The following is a 21,211-nucleotide window of genomic DNA, read 5'->3' on the forward strand; positions in this document are numbered from 1 at the left end:
CCCAGTTGAGGAGCAGAGGCAGCGAAAGGGCATAATAAACCCGTCCGGAGTGGGAGTGTCTCCCATAGAGGACGGGTTTTATGCTTTTATGAATTAGAACGGATTGGTCGCCCATTGAAGAGACTGCTTAATGAAGATTCTCGGATGAAGCTTCAATTGGGCAGTCATATACTCGGCGATGTCCTCCGGCTGCATGTATTTTTCCTTATCCTGCTCTTCCAAACTTTCTCCAAAGGCCAGTTCTGTGGCCACAAGGCTCGGATTGAGTGTGAAGACACGTATGTTGCTGCGTCGTACTTCCTGCATCAGTGCTTCTGTCATTCCTTGAACGGCGAATTTTGATGCACTGTAGGAAGTGGATCCAGCTGTTCCTTTAAGTCCATTGCTTGAAGATACGTTGATGATATCTCCATGGTTTTTATCAAGCATATGAGGGAGGACGGCTCTTGTTACATGGTAGGTGCCGAACACGTTGACTTCAAATGTCCGTTTCCAATCTTCAGGCTCGATGTCAAGAAAATCACCGTAAAGCCCAATACCAGCATTATTAATGAGAATATCGGCAGGACCGATTTCTTCTTTTAAATGTTCAACCGCCTGTTCAACATCCTCCAAGCGGGCAATATCCACAGAGACTGCAGCGGCTTGTACGCCATATGCCCTTGCTTCGTCTGCTGTTTTGTTTAACTCCTCTTCTGTGCGGGCCATTAACCCGACATGAACGCCCTCAGCGGCGAGTTTAAGTGCAGCAGCTTTACCGATGCCGCGTCCGGCCCCTGTGATGTAGGCAGTTTTTTCCGTAATTTCCTGTCCCATTCTGTTCACCCTTTCTTCCATTCTTTATTAAAGTGTAAACGGAAGCTGGAAAGGATTCAAAAGATGTCACTTCATATTGAAGTTTTGTGTACCAAAGTCTTTAATACTTACATCAGCCTGAACGTCAATGTCTATCTGTGGGAAGATGTCATCCCACTCCTCTTTATGTTTATTCCAATAGTCCGGCTGATGGATACGTACCCACTGGGAAAGGTGGACAAAATCCGTTTCTAATTCTTTCTGCGCGATCTGAAGAATGGCATTGATCTTATCCTCGATATTTTTATCCGCGGCTTCCTTGATTCCTTCTTCCCAGCCCGTTTTAAAAACGTTGCGGTCGACGCCCCAGTCTTCACCAAGGGATGTGGTCACCTTTACATCAACACTCATGGAAAGCTCCCCGTCAGAGAAGGAAACATCAAATTTGGAATCCGCCCCCTTAATTTCCAGAACGACAGGTCCGTCTGCGATATTTTTTTCGCTTAAATAAATGTATCCACCTTCTACATTGTTATGGAGGTAACGGACGCCTTCCATCTTTTCAAGTGGAATCCAGCCGATATATTGGGACGTTTTTCCTGAAATGACGCCGGCGCCGTAGGATTTGATATTTCCATTAATGATAGCCATTCCTGGTATGATAAAGCTTTTTTTCTCTGATATATACTGGGACATATCTCCGATCGTTAAGTTTTTAGGGTTGGTATTATTTTTATGGTAGTTTTCACTTAATTCTTTAATTTGGATGGCTGGAAACAGCTCTTTTTCCGGCTGGGCGTTGAATATTTTCTGAACGGGATCCGCTGTAATGAATACCGGAACAGTCCGGCGGAATTCGTGGTCACGGATGTAAAGGTCAATCAGTTGACTGAGCTTTTCTTTTTCAAGCAGCCTGGTTGAAAATAAAATCGATTTTAAATGGGTATAGTTGGGCGGGCGGTTACTCTCCAGTGAGTTCTCACGGATCATTTCAAACAGCGTCGTTCCGGTTGATTCAAGGTTTTGGTACGGGCTGTCCGTCTGGGAACTGTCCTGTTGGGTGGGAATCTGTCCCGGCTTTACATACTGATTGATCATTAACATGTGATCCTCTTCGGCAACGTCTAATGCCAGCCCTGTAACAATTCCGACATCTTCTATTTCCTTAATATCCCAGCAACCTGTCAAAAGGACAGCGGAACAAATCAGGCAGAAAAGAGATTTAAGTGTCATGCGTCTGCCTCCTCACCAACGATACGAGCAGTAACAGCCCGGGAAATCCAATGATCGCAGCAGCACTGACCCACTGAATATGAGAGGAGTAATCCAGCACTTCTGTAAGACCTTCCGGATAAAGGGTTATAGAGAAAATCAAAAGGCCTGCGGCAGCCATACACCACCAGCCCGGCTTCGTTACTTTTCCAATTCCGAGAATCATTCCATAGGTATAAGTCGTAAATGAAGTGAAAACAGTGATCAGCCAGCCGAAAATGAAAATCAATTCAAAACGTTCAAAGAAGAAACCTTGAAATTCTATGCTTTTCGCCATCTCGATCGTTGGAAACGTGATTTCCTTTAGTTCTGCTATGCCTAAAACTCCGATGGTTAAAATGTGGAAGATCACATAAATCACAGCGGTCACAATAATACTGGTCCATACAGATAAAGCCAGTTTCTTTATTTTTTTCGTTTTGATAAGGGGAGAGAAAATCATCAGGAATTCAATGCCGATAAATGAAAAGAAAGAAATCTTCGATTGGGTGACCGTTGTCATAAGATTGCTCTTCAGGACAGGCCGTAAGTTTTGGACGTCCACATCTTTGATACTCAGAAGAGCGAGAATGAGAAACATGAACATCATGACAGGAAAGTACAGCTGGAAAAAACGGACGACATCTCCAGGTCCGTTGCTGATTAAATAAAGGCTGACCAGCAGAAATGATCCAATGATTACATATAATGGAGTGGTATCCAGCAGGTAATTTTTTATAATAGCTGTGGTTACTCTTAAAATATAGGAGGCTACAATGAGACAGTGAAAAATGAAAAAGAGGTTGATCAGCGTTCCGATCCATCTGCCGGTGATCTTTTTTGACATATCAAAGAAAGTGAGACCTGGATAACGGGTGACTAATAAAACATACAAAGTGGTGATCAGGCACATAAGAAGAGCGCCGATGATGATACTGACCCATAAGTCCGGGGAGTTCACTGCGTTGGCCAGATCACGCGGCATCAAAATGATCCCTACGCCAATCATCGCTGATATAAAGATGACGATCAGCTGAATGGAAGTCAATTGTCTTAAATCACTCATCCAAACCACCTTCTTTATCAAATCGTAACCGGATCAATGTGTCTTTCCATCTGTTTGGGTAATAAGGAGCAAAGGGTTCCAGGTAAGGGACTGTAAAGCTGTTTAACCGGATCAAATGGATACTCAAAATAAAGACGGCGAGGATTAAGCCGTAAATGCCCAGCAGAGCAGCCGCGAACAACATGACGAAACTCACCGTCCTTAACGCAAGACTGAGGCTGTAGTCGACAATGGTAAAGGAGCAGATGGCTGCAAAAGCGACGACGATGATCATCAATGGACTGACGATTCCGGCTGTCACAGCGGCCTCACCTAATACAATGGCTCCTACAATGCTGACAGCCGGTCCTATAGGCTTAGGCAGACGGATGCCGGCTTCCCGTAGAATTTCAATCGTCAGCTGCATGACGAACGCTTCCATGAATGATGGGAAAGGTACGCCTTCCCTTGTTTTGGATATGGAAATGGCCAGATCTGTAGGGATTAATCCATGATGAAAGGAAATCAGCGATATATAGATAGATGGCAGCATGACAGCAAGAAATGCGGCGGCAAACCGCATCAGGCGAATGAGAGAAGCAGGAATCCATTTGAAGTTATAATCATCTGATGTCTGAAAAAGGGAATTTAAGGTTACAGGTGCTAACAGGACGGAAGGGGAGCCTTCCACGAAGATGGCCACCTTTCCCTCAGCCAGGGCGTTGGCGACTTTAGCCGGACGTTCGGTTTCCTGGAGTTCAGGAAATAAAGTGAATGTATTTTTCTCCAGGCTTTGTTCAACCACCCCTCCATCCGGGAGGTAGTCTTCTTTAACCGCCTTTACGCGCTTTCTTACTTCTTCCAATAATTTTTCGTTGGCTTCCTCCTCCACGTAGGCAATGGTTACATGGGTGAAGGCTTTTAAACCGAGTGACAGGTGTTCGAACTTTAGATGCGTAGATCTCAAGTGAACACGGAGGAGCTTGATGTTTGCTTCCAGTGATTCAATAAACCCGTCCCTGGCGCCCCTGAGTGTCATTTCAGATACAGGTTCTGATACAGCACGGTAATGGAATCCGCATGTTTCAACAGCATATACGGTCTCATTCTCAAGCATTAGTGTATATCCATTGAGAAGATGACTATCCATATCCTTTGCTTGAGAAAGGATCGTCAAAGGTTCGGCAGAAAATGCATGCTCTACGGTTTTGTCCTCCGGATTATTCCACTCAAGCAGCGGAGCGAGAATGGAATCCTGGATCTTGGTCATATCTGTAATAGAGGGCATATATAAGACATAAATGTTGTGGGAAGCAAATGGGATGGTTTTGATCGTAACACAGTCATCGTTTTTCTTCTGGGACAGGTACTCCTTGACATTCAACGGATAGCCCTCCATAAGATTCTTGGAATTTTTATTAGTATGAGCCATTCATGGTGGATTACCCTGAAAAGCAGAAGGGACTTCTATATGGAAAAAACTGCTTCATTAGCTGCAGGAAAATAACAAAGGATAAGAAGGAAAGGAGGGTGGAACATGGGAAAAAAAGCGAAAAATAAAAGCAAGAAGGATTTAAATGCCCTTCGACGAGAAAAAGGGGAAACAAATGGTACAGGAAAACAAGACCCCTACCGATAAAAAAAGGCCTGCTCCTTCTGGGGAGCAGGCTTCAGCTTGTAGAGAAACCCCTGTTTCTTTACAAGCTTTTTCTTTCTTACCGCCAGGAGCGTAAACCCCTTCCCTTTCCGCGGACGAGCGCCCGAGCTTCCTCGCAAAACCCACGCTCGGGGATCTCGGACCACTCGTTCTTCCGGGGGCACCGCTCCTTCAGAATTCTTAAAAATCGAAAAAGACCCTCATTCATCCAGCTCAGCTGGATGGAGGAGGGTCTTTTTCATATTCCGGCAGGCAGCCGTCGTCAGCGCCTGTTCTTTCCCTTTTTCTTTTCCATGCAGGCGGCAGCAGCGCCGCCCATGCCGTTCTTTTGAATCTGCGAACCTGCGTAGGGCACATGTTCTCTTCTATATATGCTAACGTCGGCACGAGGAGTGTTCGGTGGTGATGCCTGCGGGAACAACACGGGCCGAAGATCCACTTGGGCAGGTGGCCTTCCTGGACAAGTCAGCGGAGGGCGTGCCCGCGGCATTCATCCACCGATAAGCGGAAAGTGACCCTTTACAAGACAAATGGACAACTTTAACTGGTTAACTCAGGCTTTTTCATTATTGATTGTTTTGTTCCATTTGATCGTTCAGCTTTGTGAATCGGTTTTTGATGACAGAAGTATCCGCAAATAAATCATGGATGCCTTGATGGCGTTTTGTGAAAGCCACGACAAGGTAGGGGATTCCCCCAAGAGCCATGCTGATATAACGGCCGATGCATTCCCGGAAGATAATCTGCCCGTTACCCATCTTACTGCGGGTCAGCGACACAACGGATAGACCGAACACCATTTTCCCAAGCGACGCCTGGAAGAACTTTGTCATTAGAATAAAGTACAAGAAGAAAATCAGGGATGTTGTGATATTCTCTGCACTGAACAAAGGAAGCCACAACTGCGCATTCTCGAGGTTAACGAGACGCAGCAGCGGCTTTGTTACGATGGAATTGATACTCCAGATGACGAGAAGGTCAATGAGATAGGCAAAGAAACGGGGAATGAACCCCGCAAAAATGACTCTCTGAATATCATCCTTCTGCTGAAGGACTAAAGTGGATAATGGGTGATTGGATTGTTCAAATTCTGTAGTCTCCATCTTTATTCCTCCTTATTCCGTATACATGTACATCAATGTCGGGCCTTGACGCTCACTGATCAGCTGCTCGATATAACGGATTTCGCTATCAGGCATCAAGCTTTGGGCCATTGGGAAATCAAAGAGAGAAGTGATGGTATTTTTATATTCAAACACCTGTGGGTCTCCTCCAATTTCCTCTTTTAAGGCTGTAAGAGTGTCTTCGCGGAAGCCGATCTGGTCGACAAGACCGTTTTCAGCCGCCTGTTTACCAGAATAGATTCTCCCGTCAGCCAGTTCCTTGACACGACTTTCCGACATGTCTCTTCCTTCAGAAATAACGTCCACGAACTGCTGATAGGATTCATCAACCAGGGTCTGTAGAATTTCCCTGTCCGCATCCGTCATTTCTTTTGTAGGACTCATAATATCCTTGAACTCACCACTCTTGATCGTGTTGAATTTCACTCCATACTCATTAGCGAGCTCCTGGTAGTTTACACTCTGCATAATGACACCAAGTGAGCCGGTAAAGGTTTCATTGGAAGCATAAATCTGATCAGCAGGAGCAGAAACGTAATAGCCTCCGGAAGCGGCCATGTTCCCCATGGACACATAGATCATTTTGTCAGCTTCTTTAATTTCAATCAGCTTATCATGGATCTCCGCACTTTCATAAACACCGCCGCCCGGCGAGTTCACATATAAGTGCACCCCTTTGATGGTTGGATCATTTTTGATCTGCTCGAGTTTCTTCATGAAACGATCATGCTGGTAACCCCCGCCGCTGAATGGGTTGGTGTTGGAACCCGGACTGTCCATGATCGTCCCTTCAAGGTTGATTTCTACGATACGGTTGGATGCAGCCCCTTGCTCCACCACTTTTTCCTCCAGCTTTTCACTAGAGGAGAAAAGGGACATCGCCCCGTTTTTTTCTTCATCTTCCTGTGATAAAAAGGCCCCGGCTGCCTGAACGGCAATCGCTACGATCAGCAGGGCTCCGGCAATAACCGCCGCTGTAATTCTTTTTGTCATATGTACTCTCCTTTCAATCTCTTCCATAGTATACATGTTCATCGAATTTCTATCGACAATTACTGTACGGATCAGAAGAAGGCTGGGTTTCAAATTTTCCTCGAAAACCATAATTTAGGGACAGACATTAAGATTCAATAACATCCTGATGATATTGGAGCACCGAATGCTGTATTGTTTTAAAATATTCCTTGTAAACGAATGTTGCTATAAAGGAGTAGTCCACGTGAAAATCAAAGAAGTGTTCGAACTGTTTAATATAAAAGCCCCCTCATCTTTAGAGCATGTGTGGGAGGATGAAATAACAGGAATCACAGATGATTCCAGAAATGTAACCCCGGGCCAAATCTTTACAGCTGTTGAAGGCTATGAAACAGATGGCCATGATTATATAGAGGAAGCCTGCCGCAAAGGAGCAGCACTTATTGTAGGGCATAAAAATCCGGGGGATATCTCTGTACCTTTTCTATTTGTTCATCATCCGAGAAAAGCACTGGGTATGCTGGCTGCCGCTTACTACCAATATCCTGCAGGAAATAAAACGATGATCGGTGTTACGGGGACCAATGGGAAAACGACCGTCACCCATCTGCTTCATCATCTTGTGGAAGCCGGAGGGCTTTCCTGTGGACGCTTAGGAACGGTGGAGAACTATCTGAACGGGAAAACCATTCAAGGCTTCCAGACAACTCCCGGAGTGGTGGACCTTCATAAGTGGTTATATGAAAGCAGGGATGAGGTGATTGTGATGGAGGTTTCCTCCCACGGACTGGAGCAGTACCGTCTCGAAGGAGTAACCTTTGATATCACCATATTCACAAATCTTCAGCAGGACCACCTGGATTACCACCGCTCGATGGAAGAGTATTTTCAGGCGAAGTCCAAGCTCTTTTTCATGATGAAAGAAGGCGGACAGGCCATCGTAAATACTGATGATTCATGGGGAGAGCGGCTTTCCTGTCTTCTTTCCGATCAGGGAGAACCGGTTACTTCGACAGGCTCGGAAAAATCCTCTGATATTCAGATTCAAGAGGTCGATGATCATGGCATCCGATTTAATGAAAACGGACAGCTGTTTTATTATTCAACTCCGATTGCAGGTGTGTACAACAGCTATAATACCCTGCAGGCCTGCACAGCAGCTGAGCATTTAGGGGTATCCAAGCAGAGGATGGTTCATGCCTTGAAATCGTTCCCGGGTATTCCAGGCCGGTTTGAACAATACAGCCTGGCAAACGGTGCTCATGTCATCATCGACTATGCTCATACAGCGGATAGTATCAGGCACCTTCTTCAAGCTGCCGGGCGTAAGTATGAGGGGGAAATTACACATGTGTTTGGTTTTAGAGGGAATCGAGATGAATCGAAACGACCGGCTATGCTGCATGCTTCATCGGAGTGGAGTGACAGGTACATTCTAACCTTGGATGATTTGAACACGGTTCCTTATGAAGAAATGACTGCCAGCCTTCAAAAGCTGCATGAACAAGAAGGCTGGATTGGCGGAACGGTCATTCCCGACAGAGTTTCAGCTTTGAAAACAGCTCTTGAAACCAGTGAGGAAGGGGATGTGGTCGTCATTACCGGCAAAGGCCATGAGAGGTATCAGCAGGCTTATCATCTTCCTTATTCTTCCGACAGGGAAACAGTACAGAGTTTGTGTAACGCTGTAAAAGCAGGTGTCCATCCATCATCATGAAGAAGCCTTCATAGAACAGGATGCGCCGGGTGTTTTATTTATGGTTTCTCTTCTGGCTGGATGTCTGAGAGGAACGGCTGATTCTTTTCCATTTCAGACCATTGGCGGTGATTCCGATCACACCGGTAATGAGAAAAACCCATGCCGTCCACAAGGCCATATCTTCGAGCTGGCTGGTTAGAATACGGCTGGCTCCAGCAAAAGTCAGGAAGAAGCTTGCAATCAAGGCAATCCCTGTTTTCAACTGTTCATTCATGAGCGGATGCACTCCTTTCTGGTATTTCTTTTTCATCCTATCATATTTGGCTGTTCATCAAACAGGACCGGCACGTTCATCTGATAGACCGTGAAGCGGATTGTCCCTGTATGTCTCCGCTATCTTTTCATCTCTTTTTCCTTTAAAATGTCATAAGGAAATGTATGAAAATGTAGGTGAATACGATGAAATATTTAATTGTTGGAGCAGGGATTTTAGGAGCTTCCACAGCATATCATTTAGCGGAAAAAGGAGAAAAGGTTGCTATTGTCGACCGCGGGGAACAAGGCCAGGCGACGCGGAACGCGGCCGGTATCATTTGTCCATGGCTGACGAACCGGACGAGCAGGGACTGGTACCAGCTCGCTGTCAACGGGGCCGGGTATTACCCTGAACTTGTAGAAAAGCTCAAGGAAGCAGGTATTTCTGATCCCGGGTATAAAAGAGTGGGTGCCCTCAATATATTCGATACAGAAGAAAAGCTTGACCAGAAGGCCGCCTATGCAGAAATGCGGAAACTGGAAACACCGGAAATGGGGGAAATTTCGAAGTTGTCTCCAAAAGAGACAAGAGATATGTTTCCCCCTCTTGCGGAGCATTACCGCTCGCTTCATCTGTCAGGGGCGGGCCGAGTAAATGGCAGCCGGGTCACCGATTCTCTTTTGAAGGCCGCCGAGAGGAAAGGAGCAGAAATTATCCGGGGGAATGCCTCTTTACGTACGTATAAAGGGGAGATTGAAGGCGTGGACATCGATGGAGTTCCGCGTCATGCCGATCAAATCATCCTTACGAATGGATCCTGGATGCGGGCTTTATTTGGAACGGCTGCCCTGAGCCCGCGGGTGACCTTCGAGAAAGCTCAGATTATCCACCTTCATCTTACCGGGCATGAAACGGAGCACTGGCCGGTACTCCTGCCGCCTTTCAGCCACTATATGCTGGGCTTTGAAGGAGGAAAACTTGTTGTTGGAGCAACAAAGGAAAAGATCCAGACGCATGATTCGCGGGTAACTGCCGGGGGAATTCATCAATTGCTGGAAAAAGCTCTTCGGACAGCCCCGGGTTTAAACGAAGCCACCTACGTGGAAACGAAGGTAGGCTTTCGACCTTTCACGCCGGGATCACTACCAGTCTTCGGGCGTCTGCCCGATCAGCCGCATATCATTGCTGCCAACGGTCTTGGGGCATCCGGCCTGACGAGCGGTCCTTACGTCGGGTCTCTGTTGTCTGCTCTTGCAGCGGGAGAGGATACATCCATCGATATCAGTCCTTATACTATCGACCGGTTATTTAAGTGAAAAATGGCTTTTGTAAGATGAGGGCGCATGAATGGATTGTATTTAAAATACGCTTTTATTAAGAGCATAAATCATTAATAAAGCACACCCATGACTTGTGGTATGCTTTCCTTCCTAACGCGAGAAGTGGTTAAAGGTGGTTGTTGATTCTCACGTATCGCTTGTCGATGGATGCCTGCCGCGGGCACGGCCCCAGCTGACTTGGTCAAGAAGATCATTAGACCAAGCGGATCTTCAGCTCGCGCTGTTCCCGCAGGCGATACCAACGCTCATCGTGCAATCAACGGTGTCCCATCTAAAAAGAGTGATTTCTTTGATTCATAAAAGAAAATCACTCTTTTTTTGTACAATGAAAAGATTACATGAACACACGGATAACAGGCTTCCTCATCTTCAGGTGTCGAAGGCGTGCGCCTTCAAGGCACCATTGCGATTTTCAAAGCAAATGGGAAACGAATGAAGGAATGGAAAGGGTAAGCCTTATGAAAATAGAAAAAAAGCGGATGGCATGGATGAAATATCCCATGTCATCCGCTTTTTAGAACTTTACCTTTCATAAAACCTCAGTTTTTCCGTGCCTCGGAAATTGGAGTGCCGGATCGTCAGCTTTCTGTTTCATGACTCTTATTCATGCGAATTCGTATGATATAAATACTAAGGATGAGTATCATTATACAAATAGTCAGGTTGTGAGCCATTCCAATGCCATTATTCCAGCTATCCGTGCCATTTCTCAACAACTGAAGGAGGAAGCCGGGAATCAATATTAGTAATACGTCTTTGTTCCGTTTAGCGAAGTAACCAGCAGCACCTCCGATCATACCGCCAAGAGCTGATGGGACGTACCAATTATAATTATACGTACGGAACATATCCCCGAAATATTCACCAATTACAAGGTAGAATGTTATAGCAGTCACAGCGGCTATACATCCAAATATGATCGACTCCTTCAAGTTTACAGCATAAACAAAACCTGGAATCATGGAAAGTACGAACCAAAAAGCCAGTGAGTTAATGGTAACGACAAGATAGACATAGACAGAATAAACGAAAGGGATGTTTTTGCCAACGTAAGGTAAATGGTCGGAGCCGAAAGAAAAGCCACCCGCTAGAATACCTGCGATCAAAGTATATAGAATGAAACCTCTGAATTTATTACTCACCAAGCACCTCCTTCCTCTAATGACAAAGACGCATATAGGGCTGGAAAAGTTTCTTTATATCTTTCCTGTTCTTAGAATAATAAAAAAAGCTTGTAGAAAAACCAAGAGGTTTCTCTACAAGCGGAAGCTGCCTGAGAGGCGGCTTTTTTATTTGGAATGCTCGAATGAAGTTTTGAGAGAAGTCTCTTTTCCACCTGTTTGAGGGGCGGGAGCTTCTTCTGTTTCATCCGGCGGATGGGTGCGTTTTACGAAAAAGGCAAGGATGATTCCTGCAATAGATAGAGCTGTAATGACCATAAAGGCTGTATTCACTCCAAAGATTGCGGGATGATCAATGGCTGGATCAGCTCCGGCTGATTGAGCTGTGGATGTCATAATCGTTACAAGAACGGCTGTACCAACAGATGCAGCCACCATCCGCATGGTATTGCTCATAGCTGTTCCGTGTGGAATCAACCGGTTAGGCAGTTGGTTCAACCCTGCTGTTGTCACAGGCATCATGACCATAGAAAGGCCGAACATCCGAATGGCATACAAGACGGTGATGGTTGTGAACGTCGTACGGATATCCAGGAATGAAAAGGCTGCTGTTGCGCCGGTAAGGATGATCAACCCACAGACAGCTAACAGGCGCGCGCCGATCTTATCGAAAATCCTTCCTGTCACCGGAGACATGAAGGCTGTAATGACCGCCCCCGGGAGCAGGGCGAGCCCGGATTCAAAGGCCGTGAATTCACGCATGTCCTGCATGTAGAGCGGGATCAATGTTTCCGATCCGATTAAGCCTAAAAAGGCAATCATGGCAATTCCGGTGGTTATTGAAAAAACAGGGTAACGGAAAACCCGGAATTCGAGCATCGGGTGCTCCATTTTCAACTGCCTGGTTATGAATAAGGCAAGTGCAATTGAACTGCCCGCCAGAACCGTAAGCGTGACTGGTGAAGACCAGCCGGCGTTTCCGGCAAGTGTAAATCCATACAAAAGCCCTCCGAAGCCTGCAGACGACAGAAGGATCGATAGGGGATCCACAGTCGGATAGGTCAGTTTTGTTACGTTTTTTAATATAAAATAAGCAACAATGATGATGAGTAATGGCAGCGGGAGAATGAGCCAGAACAAAAATCTCCAGCTGAATTCAGATGTGATCCATCCGGACAGGGCGGGCCCGATGGCGGGCGCAAAGGAAATGACCAGTCCAATGTATCCCATGGCCGTGCCGCGGCGCTCCACGGGGAAAATCATCAAGAAGACGGTCTGCATCAATGGAAGCATGACCCCTGCCCCCATGGACTGGACCACGCGTCCCATTAAGAGCATAGGAAAGTTTGGGGCAATCCCTCCGAGGATGGTCCCCACTGTGAAAATTCCCATAGCGCTTAAAAATAGCTGCCGGGTGGAGAAACGTTCAATTAAAAAAGCTGTCACAGGTATCATGACTCCGTTGACCAGCATAAACACGGTGGTCAGCCACTGGGCTGAGTTTGCCGATACGTTCATTTCGTCCATGATCGGCGGGATAGCGGTAATCATCAGCGTTTGGTTTAATATGGTTATAAACGATCCTGCAAGCAGCAAGGCGGCCATCAGGACTCGATTGGGTGTTTGTTCGGACACATTCCTTCCTCCTTTTTAACCTACTGAAAAACCATTATACGCCGAGTCTTCAGCAGAACAAACCATTCTGCTTCGCTAAGTCACTGGTATAAAATTATGTAAACTGGAGTTTGGATATATAAACACCCGAAGGAACGAATCCTGCGGGTGAATGTAGGTTTATATCCCTTTGTAAACAGGCCGGCCGACGGAGGAGTAAAAAAGAGGTAGACCACGGGCCTGGCTGACCGGGTAACAATTCCTTCCATCGAAAATATTAGCTTCTTTCATATATAAAGGATAGCAGTGCAGTGGGAAATCGATGATTTCTTTCCATTCTGTACAGATGACGGCCAGGTCAGCGCCGGTCAATGCCTCTTCCATGGTTTGGGCGAGGGGAATCTGCCATACCCGTTTTCCGCTTACACTGACGACAGGATCATATCCCGTCACCATCGCTCCTTCTTCAACGAGAAGGTTAATGATTTCCCTGGAGGGTGATCGGCGCAGGTCATCTGTATTGGGTTTAAAGGTTAAACCGAGAACAGCGGCTTTTTTACCTTCAATAGATCCAAAACGATCGAGCACTTTTTTGATAAACACCCGGGGTTGTCTGCGGTTGACTTCATGGATAGAGGAAAGCAGAGGAACGGTTATGTTTTGCTGCGCTGCTGAATAAAGAAGTGCAGTCGTATCTTTAGGAAAACAAGAGCCGCCGTACCCGATGCCCGCTTTTAAAAAGTGCTCACCAATTCTTTTGTCCATTCCCATCCCGGCAGCCACCATGGAGATATCGGCGCCTTCAGCTTCACATAAAGCAGCCATCTCATTGATAAAGCTGATTTTAGCCGCTAGAAAGGCATTCGATGAATATTTGATCATTTCTGCTGTCTGCGGATCTGTATGAATCACAGGGGAAGGAATGGAATGATAGAGCTGCTCAACAAAGGAAGCCGGCGAAGGATCATTCGAACCGATGACGATGCGGTCGCTGTAAAAGAAATCATTGACCGCCGAGCCTTCTCTCAAAAACTCAGGGTTGGAGACCAGACGGACAGGGTGGCCGGCTGTTCGGTCCAGAAGCTTCTTTACATCTGCGTGGGTGCCCACGGGAACAGTACTTTTCATGATGATGACCGAATCTTTCTGAAGAAATGGAGCTATGGACTGTATCGCGTTGTGAATATACGATAAATCAGCTCCACCGTCTTTGCGCGGAGGTGTACCGACAGCGATGAACACCCCTTCTGCATGCTGGACGGCTTGTTCCGGATTTGTCGTAAAGGAGAGTCTTCCTTTGGCTGTATTGGTATCATGAAGTTCCTGTAATCCTGGTTCGAAAAGGGGCAGCCGGCCAGCCTTTAACTGGTCGATTTTACATTCATCAATATCCATACATGTGACATCGTGTCCACAGGAAGCGAGACAGATGCCTGTAACAAGCCCGACATACCCTGCTCCGATGACAGCCAGCTTATTCAATTCATCATCTCCTTTTTTTATGCATGCGACAACATCGGAACATCTTCCACAACCGCTTGATATTCACGGAGCAGTTCATTGAAAACAGCCTCCCATGAACGGGTTAAGGCATAGTCTCTGGCATTGCCACTCATGGTCTGCAGCAAAAGCGGATCCCGCAGCAGGTGTTCCACCGCTGCTACGAAACTGGCTGGATCGCCCGGCCTGCAGATCCAGCCGGTTTGTCCGTGCTGGACAATTTCCTTGACACCCCCGGAGTCGGCTACAATGGCCGGGGTTCCGGATGCCAGAGCTTCCAGGACGACATTGCCGAATGTTTCCGTAGCAGATGGAAAGACCAGGAGAGAGGATTCGGCATATATCCGGCTTAGTTCCTGTCCATTTTTATAGCCGGTAAATGTCATGTTGGACGGTGCGGAATGTTGAAGGGGCTGATATAAGGGACCTTCACCAACAACCACCCAATGGATGTAGGGGTGCCATTCACGGGGCATCGTGGCGGCTGCTTTCATAAGAACATCCAGGCCCTTCTCAGGAGCCAGTCTGCCGACATAGGTTAAGATGAAGGGTTTTGTGATGCCGAATGTGTCCCGCAGGTAGGTCGATTGGGCTTCAGGGCGGAATTGATAGCTGTCCACTCCGCGTGACCAAATGGATATATTGGATAATCCCTTGTTTAACAGCTCCTTCTTCGTTTCTATGGATGGAACGAAAGTTCGTTTGAAAGGCTGGTGAAACCGACGCATATAATTCCAGATAAGAGGGGTTAAAAAGGACATCTTATAAAAGTCCAAATACTTATGAAAGTGGGTGTGATACGATCCAACCAGTGGGATTTTCAGCTTCCGTGCATAGTAATGGCCTGCCCAGCCCATATTGAACGGTGTTGCAATATGAATAATGTCCGGTTTAAACGTGTCCAGTTCTTTTCGTATGTGAGATAAACAAGGGAAGGCCAGCCGGCATTCCGGGTACAGCCAGAAAGGGAGACTTTTAAAACGTTGGATGTTCTCATTATAATCGCAGGATCCAAGGGGATTCGGAGCGAACAAGCGGTAGGGCATCTGCTTTTTTTCCAGGAAATCGGTCCATTTCTTCAGCGTTTTGGCAACCCCATTGATTTGAGGTACATAGGTATCTGTGAAAATGGCGGCTTTCATGATTTACCCCCTCTGCATTTTTCAGGCATGTCTACTGGTATTTATCTATTCGTCTGAAAAAATGATTATGCGGGGGAGGAGGAGATCCGAATAAACTTTACACAGCGTTCATAATGATAGGTTTCCAAACAGCAAAAAAACCTGCCGGGGCAGGTTAAGGAATCGGAAAATTGAAAATGGACAGGTGTCGTTTTCCGCTGCAGTGCAGGGGCTTGGGGAACTTGGAAGGATTTATGCGGATTTTTTAGAGATGGACTGCTGGCTGACGGCTTTTAAGAGAATCATTTTGTCCTTGTTTGTCAAACGCTTCCAAATACCAACTTTGATTTTCATTGGTTTTCCTCCTCAGGGGTTTGAATGGATTTGGTGACAAGTGCCGAACGGAGAGAACCGATTTGTTAGTACTTAGCATATACCGTCATTTAAACGGTTTTAAACCACAAAAATATCTACATAATTCGATAGATGTGTCTGTTTGAGAAAGGTAAACACGTATTTTTGTCGAATAAACAGGCAGAGGAAATGAAAAAATCAGTTTTTTCAGCAGATTTATTAACATTTTGTAACAAAAGAAATGAGGGATGGCTTTGATTTTTTATGAAGTGGAATCTGAAAAAGCGTTCACCTCAAAAATCGGTGAGCTGGTCTGGATGATGAATCACGTACGATCGGTCACGGTGGAAGAGGTCCGTTATCTGACCGTGGAAGCGCTGGATCAACGAGAGGATGGAGGGAACTCCATTGGAGCTCTCCTCCTTCATACAGCCGCTATAGAATATGTTCACCAGGTGATCAGTTTTGAACATAGAGACCTGAATGAAAAGGAAGCAGAGCAGTGGGGGGCTGCGCTCACCCTTGGGGAAGATGCAGCAGAGGCCATTCATTCGAGGCCCGCTTCCTTTTATATCAAACAGCTGGAGGACGTCCGCAGCGGCACACTGGAAAGGTTGAAAGAGAAAGGGGATGAGTGGCTTTTTGAACAGAGGACATGGCCGAACGGCCTCGTTCATAATCCCTACTATCTCTGGTTTCATGTGATGGAAGATGAAATCAACCATAGAGGCCAAATCCGTGCGTTGGTTAGAAAGTCTAAATCGATGAATTAGGAAAGGAACATGTATATGCTTCGTTTTATAGATGGACATCACGATACTCTGCTGGAACTCCAGCATGGAGCGGATGCGTTTTTCACAGGACTTCCGTCTGCTCATCTGGACTTTCCCCGTGGAACAAAGGCGGGTTATGCGGCGGGCTTCTTTGCGGTTTTTTCTCCCAACCCAGAATCGGATCCTGCTCCGAGCCTCCTGCCTGCACCGGCAGGTTATATGAAAACCCTGCCTCCAAAGCTTTCACGGGAGTATGCGCTTGCTTCTACGATGAGATCCATGGCCCGTTTTCTTCAGCTGGAAGGTTTATCAGGAGGGGCCTTCAAAGTGATACGGACGATTACCGATTTGAAAAAAGCTGTAGAGGGCCGATGGATGGGGGGGATTCTCCATATGGAAGGCGCAGAAGCTTTAGATAAAGATCTGGATCTGCTTTACGTGTTATACCACGCGGGGGTACGGTCCATCGGTCCCGTCTGGAGCAGACCCAATTCGTTCGGGGAAGGTGTCCCTTACGGTTACCCGTCTTCTCCTGATACCGGCCCTGGTCTGACGCCTGAAGGGAGAGATCTCATTCGAAAGTGCTGTGAACTGGGAATTATGATTGATCTTTCCCATTTAAATGAAAAGGGATTCTGGGATGTGGCTGCCCTTTCAGATAAACCTTTAGTGGCTACACATGCCAACGTCCACCGTATCTGCCCGGTATCGCGGAATCTTACAGATCCTCAAATAGATCAAATCGGCCGTTCTGGTGGTTTGATTGGTATCACTTACAGTATCGATCCCAATATGGTGACCCCCAAAGCTGAGGGGGACCCGGAGGCTTCTCTCGAGGATATTGCGGAGCACATCGATTATGTCAAAGACCGGATTGGTGTAGAGCATGTCGCTTTAGGTTCGGATTTTGATGGTACGGTGGTTCCGGATGCTGTAAAGGATGTGACAGGAGTCCCTGCTCTTTTGAATGTTCTTGAAAAGAGAGGGTGGACGAAGGGCGAATTAGAGCAATTGACTTATAAAAACTGGATCAGGGTGCTGGACCAGACGTGGAGATGATAATAAAAGCCTCCGGATACATTCCGGAGGCTTTTAGTTAAGAACGATGCTTTTGATAAGTTAATGGTTTGGTTAACGATTGTATCTTCCTGTACGTTTCATCTGTTAAGCCGGGAGCGGTCCTGTATGTTAAGCTGTCGGCCAATTGGTCGGTCGTGCGGGCGCCGAAAACGGCTGAGGCCACGGCAGGGTGATGGAGCACGTACTGAAGGGCAAGCGTTTCGGCGTTTTTATCCGAACCTGTGAAGGATGGCCATTGTTCAGCGATGGACAGGACTTCTTCTTGGCTGTATTCCAAGTATCCGTTGTCAGCTTTTGAAGCGGCTTTTTCCGGGCCTCTGCTTGACAGCATACCTTTGGCCAATGGGCCGCGGGCCAGCACACTGATATCATGATCAGCCAGGTAATCAAGCAGTTCCTCGGGGCGTCTGTCCATAGCATTATACTGCATCATAATGCTTACGATGTTCGACTTCTCTACGTATTGTTTGATGACGTTGGGCCGGATGGATGATATGCCGTAAGCGCGGATCAATCCTTCGTCGACAAGTTCATCAAAAGCCTGAATACTTTCTTCTATAGAGTCTTCAATCGTCCCCCCGTGAAGCTGATATAAATCGATATAATCCACACCAAGCCGTTTCAGACTGCTCTTCACCCCTTCTTTAATGTGTTTTTTAGAAGGATCCCATGTCCAGCCTTCTTCGCCGGGGGTGAATTTGTTGCCCACCTTTGATCCGATGATGACCTCATCACGTCGACCTTTGACAGCCTGCCCGACGATTTCTTCATTTTGTCCATAATCATACAAGTCAGCGGTGTCCAGATAATTAATACCGGAGTCCAGAGCCTCGTGTACGATATCTTCTGCTTTTGAATAATCTGTTCCAAGGGACATGCATCCCAGTCCGATTTCTGATACGTATAGATCTGAATTTCCAAGGCGTCTTTTCTTCATATAATCATCCTTTCCTGTTTAGTTTATCGTAACATTCATTGTATACGCTACTCCTGTGATAGAATGGCGGTAGATCATAAGAGAGGATGAGATCCATGAAAAAATTCGAAGAGAAAACCTACCAGTCCGAAACGATTTACACAGGTAAAATTGTCCAGCTTGACGTGGACAGTGTTACTTTACCCGATGGCAATACATCTAAACGGGAGCTCATCAGACACCCGGGAGCCGTAGCGGTTATTGCGACAACCAAAGAAGGTAAGCTCGTCCTTGTGGAACAATATAGGAAAGCGATGGAGAAAAGCATCATTGAAATTCCCGCCGGCAAGCTGGAGCCGGGAGAGGACCCGAAATCATGTGCCATGAGGGAATTGGAGGAGGAAACCGGGTATGCAACCGAAGATTTAGAACTGGTGACTTCCTTTTACACATCCCCGGGTTTTGCAGATGAACTGGTCTATGTGTACTTTACAGATAACATCGAACCGATGGACATACAGCCCGACGGTGATGAGGATGAATTCGTGGAACTGATGGAACTTTCTTTGGACGAAGCCGTCCAGCTTGAAAGGGATCAGCGGATTCACGATGCCAAAACGGCCTATGCTCTTCTATATCTGCAGTTGAAGCAGAAATGAACAACTACTTCGTAGATTTACATATCCATATCGGACGGGACTGGTATGGAGGACCTGTAAAAATTACCGGTTCAAAGAACCTGACCCTTACGAAAGTGGTTGAAGAAGCTTCCGGTTCCAAAGGTTTGGACATGGTGGGCGTTATAGACGCTCAGTCACCTGCTGTCCAGGAGGAAATCCAGTCCCACTTGTCAAAGGGTGAAGCAAGAGAGCTTCCGGAAGGCGGTATTCAATACAACCAGACGGTTTTGATTCCTGGTGCGGAAATTGAAGTGTATGATGCTTCCTGTTCAGGGCCGGTCCATCTGCTCTGCTATTTTCCGTATATGAAGGATATGGCACGTTTTTCAAAGTGGCTGTCCAAGAAGATGAAAAATATTTCGTTGAGCTCCCAGCGTTTCTACGGAACGGCGCGTGAACTTCAGTCGTATGTCAGGGATAACGGAGGTCTATTTATTCCCGCCCATATTTTTACGCCATTTAAAAGTTTGTATGGTAAAGGGGTTCGTACGTCACTAGAGGAAGTGCTGGACAACAGATTCATTGATGCTGTTGAGCTCGGACTGAGTGCAGATACGGGGATGGCTTCCCATCTCTATGAACTTCAGCCATTTACGTATGTGACGAATTCCGACGCTCATTCTACAGCTAATATGGCAAGGGAATATCAATCGATCCGGATGAAGGATCCTTCGTTTGAAGAACTGCGCCTGGCGCTTCATAACCGGAGCGGAAGGAAAGTAAACGTTAATTATGGGATGGATCCGCGGATGGGCAAATACTATCAGACGGTATGTGCTGCGTGTCTGCATCAACGGTCTGATAATGAGGAAATCCGCTGTCCTTCCTGCGGAAAAGAAAAATGGATCAAAGGGGTTTCGGATCGCATCCGTGAGTTGTCGGTAAGAAGGCAGGACCGGGAAAGGCCTCCTTATATTCCGCAGGTCCCTCTTCATACACTTCCCGGTATAGGCCCGAAAACCTATCAAAAGCTGATAGATGCGTTTCAAAATGAGATGAACATCATTCATCATGCATCAGAATCGGATCTCATTCGCCTGCTCCCCGGTTCAACCGTTCAAAGAATTCTGGATATGAGGAAAGGGATTTTTTCTATTACTAAAGGAGGTGGAGGGAAGTACGGCGTGATCCGCTAGCTTTTTAAGGTCTATTTTTTCATCTTTTCTCATAGAGTGGTCATAGACCAGGTAGAAGAAAGGGTGGGGGAATATGCACCAGGGAATGCGGATGGTGAAAAATGATGTACAATCTCATATGAATATTTTCGTATTCATTTTTGTGCTGTTTCTAATGGGAATCATATTCGGAGCTGTGATTGTGAACAGTATGAACTTTGTACAGAAGCAGGATCTCTTTTTCTATTTGAAACAGTTTTTTGAGCAGCAGGCGTCGTCTCCGGGGACGGGGAGAGCGTTGTTGTGGAAGGACAGTGTCCTTTACCATGTAAAGTATATGCTGCTTCTCTTCCTGCTGGGGATTTCAGTGATCGGTATGCCCGTCATTACCGTTCTGCTTTTTATTAAAGGGCTGGTGCTTGGTTTTTCTGTTGGATTTCTTGTCAATCAGATGGGATGGTACGGACTGCTGATATCCACGGTCTCCATCGCTCCCCAGAATTTGATTATCATTCCCGTTTACCTGATCGCAGGCTCTCTTGCGTTGATATTCTCACTTACCCTCTGCAAGCAGCTGTTTATAAGAAGGGTTCACCAGCCGGTCATGAAGGGATTCATCCGGTACAGCGGATTGTTTGGGGCCTTGATGGCCGTGCTGATGGTATCTTCCGTCATTGAGGTCTTCATCTCAAACTCTATTTTGGAGCTTGTTTTAAAGTGGCTGTATCAGTAAGGGAGTCGATTGTTAAATAATAACGATTATCATTAACAGATTAAAATGATTATAATTTGACA

The 21,211-nt window shown here is 46.4% G+C and carries 19 protein-coding genes; 7 read left to right on the plus strand and 12 right to left on the minus strand.

The window, feature by feature from the left end; all coding sequences use genetic code 11:
• Positions 1-93 precede the first annotated feature (93 nt).
• From GLV97_RS08780 to sppA, 6 genes are all read right to left on the minus strand, one after another.
• Positions 94-816, minus strand: a complete 723-nt coding sequence (locus tag GLV97_RS08780) for a 3-ketoacyl-ACP reductase (protein WP_160889519.1) — start codon at positions 814-816, stop codon at positions 94-96.
• A 66-nt stretch (positions 817-882) separates the two neighbouring features.
• The gene (locus GLV97_RS08785) at positions 883-2,028 is read right to left on the minus strand and encodes a Ger(x)C family spore germination protein (protein WP_160840392.1); all 1,146 of its coding nucleotides are present in this window, start codon (positions 2,026-2,028) and stop codon (positions 883-885) included.
• The gene (locus GLV97_RS08790; RefSeq protein WP_160889520.1) at positions 2,018-3,112 is read right to left on the minus strand and encodes a GerAB/ArcD/ProY family transporter; all 1,095 of its coding nucleotides are present in this window, start codon (positions 3,110-3,112) and stop codon (positions 2,018-2,020) included. Before GLV97_RS08790 ends, GLV97_RS08785 begins: the two co-directional genes overlap by 11 nt.
• On the minus strand, positions 3,105-4,475 hold the full coding sequence (locus GLV97_RS08795; RefSeq protein ID WP_160889521.1) for a spore germination protein: 1,371 nt from the start codon (positions 4,473-4,475) through the stop codon (positions 3,105-3,107). Before GLV97_RS08795 ends, GLV97_RS08790 begins: the two co-directional genes overlap by 8 nt.
• A gap of 839 nt (positions 4,476-5,314) precedes the next feature.
• Positions 5,315-5,851, minus strand: coding sequence for an RDD family protein (locus tag GLV97_RS08800; RefSeq protein WP_160889522.1), 537 nt, complete (start codon positions 5,849-5,851; stop codon positions 5,315-5,317).
• Between the two features lie 12 nt (positions 5,852-5,863).
• Entirely contained in the window at positions 5,864-6,865 is a 1,002-nt protein-coding gene (gene sppA, locus GLV97_RS08805) for a signal peptide peptidase SppA (protein ID WP_160835887.1), read from the minus strand.
• Positions 6,866-7,091: 226 nt separating this feature from the next.
• Between sppA and GLV97_RS08810 the strand changes: the two genes are divergently transcribed.
• Positions 7,092-8,564: a UDP-N-acetylmuramoyl-L-alanyl-D-glutamate--2,6-diaminopimelate ligase gene (locus GLV97_RS08810; RefSeq protein WP_160889523.1), complete on the plus strand. Its 1,473-nt coding sequence runs from the start codon at positions 7,092-7,094 to the stop codon at positions 8,562-8,564.
• 34 nt (positions 8,565-8,598) lie between these two features.
• Here the strand turns inward: GLV97_RS08810 and GLV97_RS08815 are convergent, their stop codons facing one another.
• Positions 8,599-8,820 (minus strand): hypothetical protein, encoded by a 222-nt coding sequence (locus GLV97_RS08815; protein WP_160889524.1) that lies wholly within the window; start codon positions 8,818-8,820, stop codon positions 8,599-8,601.
• A gap of 185 nt (positions 8,821-9,005) precedes the next feature.
• Between GLV97_RS08815 and GLV97_RS08820 the strand changes: the two genes are divergently transcribed.
• On the plus strand, positions 9,006-10,118 hold the full coding sequence (locus GLV97_RS08820) for an NAD(P)/FAD-dependent oxidoreductase (RefSeq protein WP_160889525.1): 1,113 nt from the start codon (positions 9,006-9,008) through the stop codon (positions 10,116-10,118).
• 602 nt (positions 10,119-10,720) lie between these two features.
• Here GLV97_RS08820 and GLV97_RS08825 read toward each other — a convergent pair.
• From GLV97_RS08825 to GLV97_RS08840, 4 genes are all read right to left on the minus strand, one after another.
• The gene (locus GLV97_RS08825; RefSeq protein WP_160889526.1) at positions 10,721-11,284 is read right to left on the minus strand and encodes a hypothetical protein; all 564 of its coding nucleotides are present in this window, start codon (positions 11,282-11,284) and stop codon (positions 10,721-10,723) included.
• Between the two features lie 147 nt (positions 11,285-11,431).
• Positions 11,432-12,898: an MDR family MFS transporter gene (locus GLV97_RS08830; RefSeq protein WP_373562350.1), complete on the minus strand. Its 1,467-nt coding sequence runs from the start codon at positions 12,896-12,898 to the stop codon at positions 11,432-11,434.
• A 159-nt stretch (positions 12,899-13,057) separates the two neighbouring features.
• On the minus strand, positions 13,058-14,359 hold the full coding sequence (locus GLV97_RS08835; RefSeq protein ID WP_160889527.1) for a UDP-glucose dehydrogenase family protein: 1,302 nt from the start codon (positions 14,357-14,359) through the stop codon (positions 13,058-13,060).
• 17 nt (positions 14,360-14,376) lie between these two features.
• A complete protein-coding gene (locus GLV97_RS08840; RefSeq protein WP_160889528.1) occupies positions 14,377-15,519 on the minus strand; it encodes a glycosyltransferase family 4 protein in 1,143 nt (380 codons plus the stop codon).
• Positions 15,520-16,100: 581 nt separating this feature from the next.
• Here GLV97_RS08840 and GLV97_RS08845 point away from each other — a divergent pair.
• Positions 16,101-16,625: a DinB family protein gene (locus GLV97_RS08845; protein WP_160835879.1), complete on the plus strand. Its 525-nt coding sequence runs from the start codon at positions 16,101-16,103 to the stop codon at positions 16,623-16,625.
• 15 nt (positions 16,626-16,640) lie between these two features.
• The gene (locus tag GLV97_RS08850; RefSeq protein ID WP_160835878.1) at positions 16,641-17,684 is read left to right on the plus strand and encodes a dipeptidase; all 1,044 of its coding nucleotides are present in this window, start codon (positions 16,641-16,643) and stop codon (positions 17,682-17,684) included.
• 37 nt (positions 17,685-17,721) lie between these two features.
• Here the strand turns inward: GLV97_RS08850 and GLV97_RS08855 are convergent, their stop codons facing one another.
• Positions 17,722-18,642, minus strand: a complete 921-nt coding sequence (locus GLV97_RS08855; RefSeq protein ID WP_160889529.1) for an aldo/keto reductase — start codon at positions 18,640-18,642, stop codon at positions 17,722-17,724.
• 95 nt (positions 18,643-18,737) lie between these two features.
• Between GLV97_RS08855 and GLV97_RS08860 the strand changes: the two genes are divergently transcribed.
• The 3 genes from GLV97_RS08860 to spoIIM all read left to right on the plus strand — a co-directional run bounded on the left by GLV97_RS08860 (position 18,738) and on the right by spoIIM (position 21,149).
• Positions 18,738-19,280, plus strand: a complete 543-nt coding sequence (locus GLV97_RS08860; protein WP_160835876.1) for an NUDIX hydrolase — start codon at positions 18,738-18,740, stop codon at positions 19,278-19,280.
• Positions 19,277-20,437, plus strand: coding sequence for an endonuclease Q family protein (locus GLV97_RS08865; RefSeq protein ID WP_160889530.1), 1,161 nt, complete (start codon positions 19,277-19,279; stop codon positions 20,435-20,437). Before GLV97_RS08860 ends, GLV97_RS08865 begins: the two co-directional genes overlap by 4 nt.
• Before the next feature lie 73 nt (positions 20,438-20,510).
• Positions 20,511-21,149 carry a stage II sporulation protein M gene (gene spoIIM, locus GLV97_RS08870; protein ID WP_160835874.1) on the plus strand — a complete coding sequence of 213 codons (639 nt, stop codon included), beginning with the start codon at positions 20,511-20,513 and terminating at the stop codon, positions 21,147-21,149.
• Positions 21,150-21,211: the final 62 nt, after the last annotated feature.

The organism is Halobacillus litoralis (genome assembly GCF_009856355.1).
Classification (GTDB): domain Bacteria; phylum Bacillota; class Bacilli; order Bacillales; family Halobacillaceae; genus Halobacillus; species Halobacillus litoralis_B.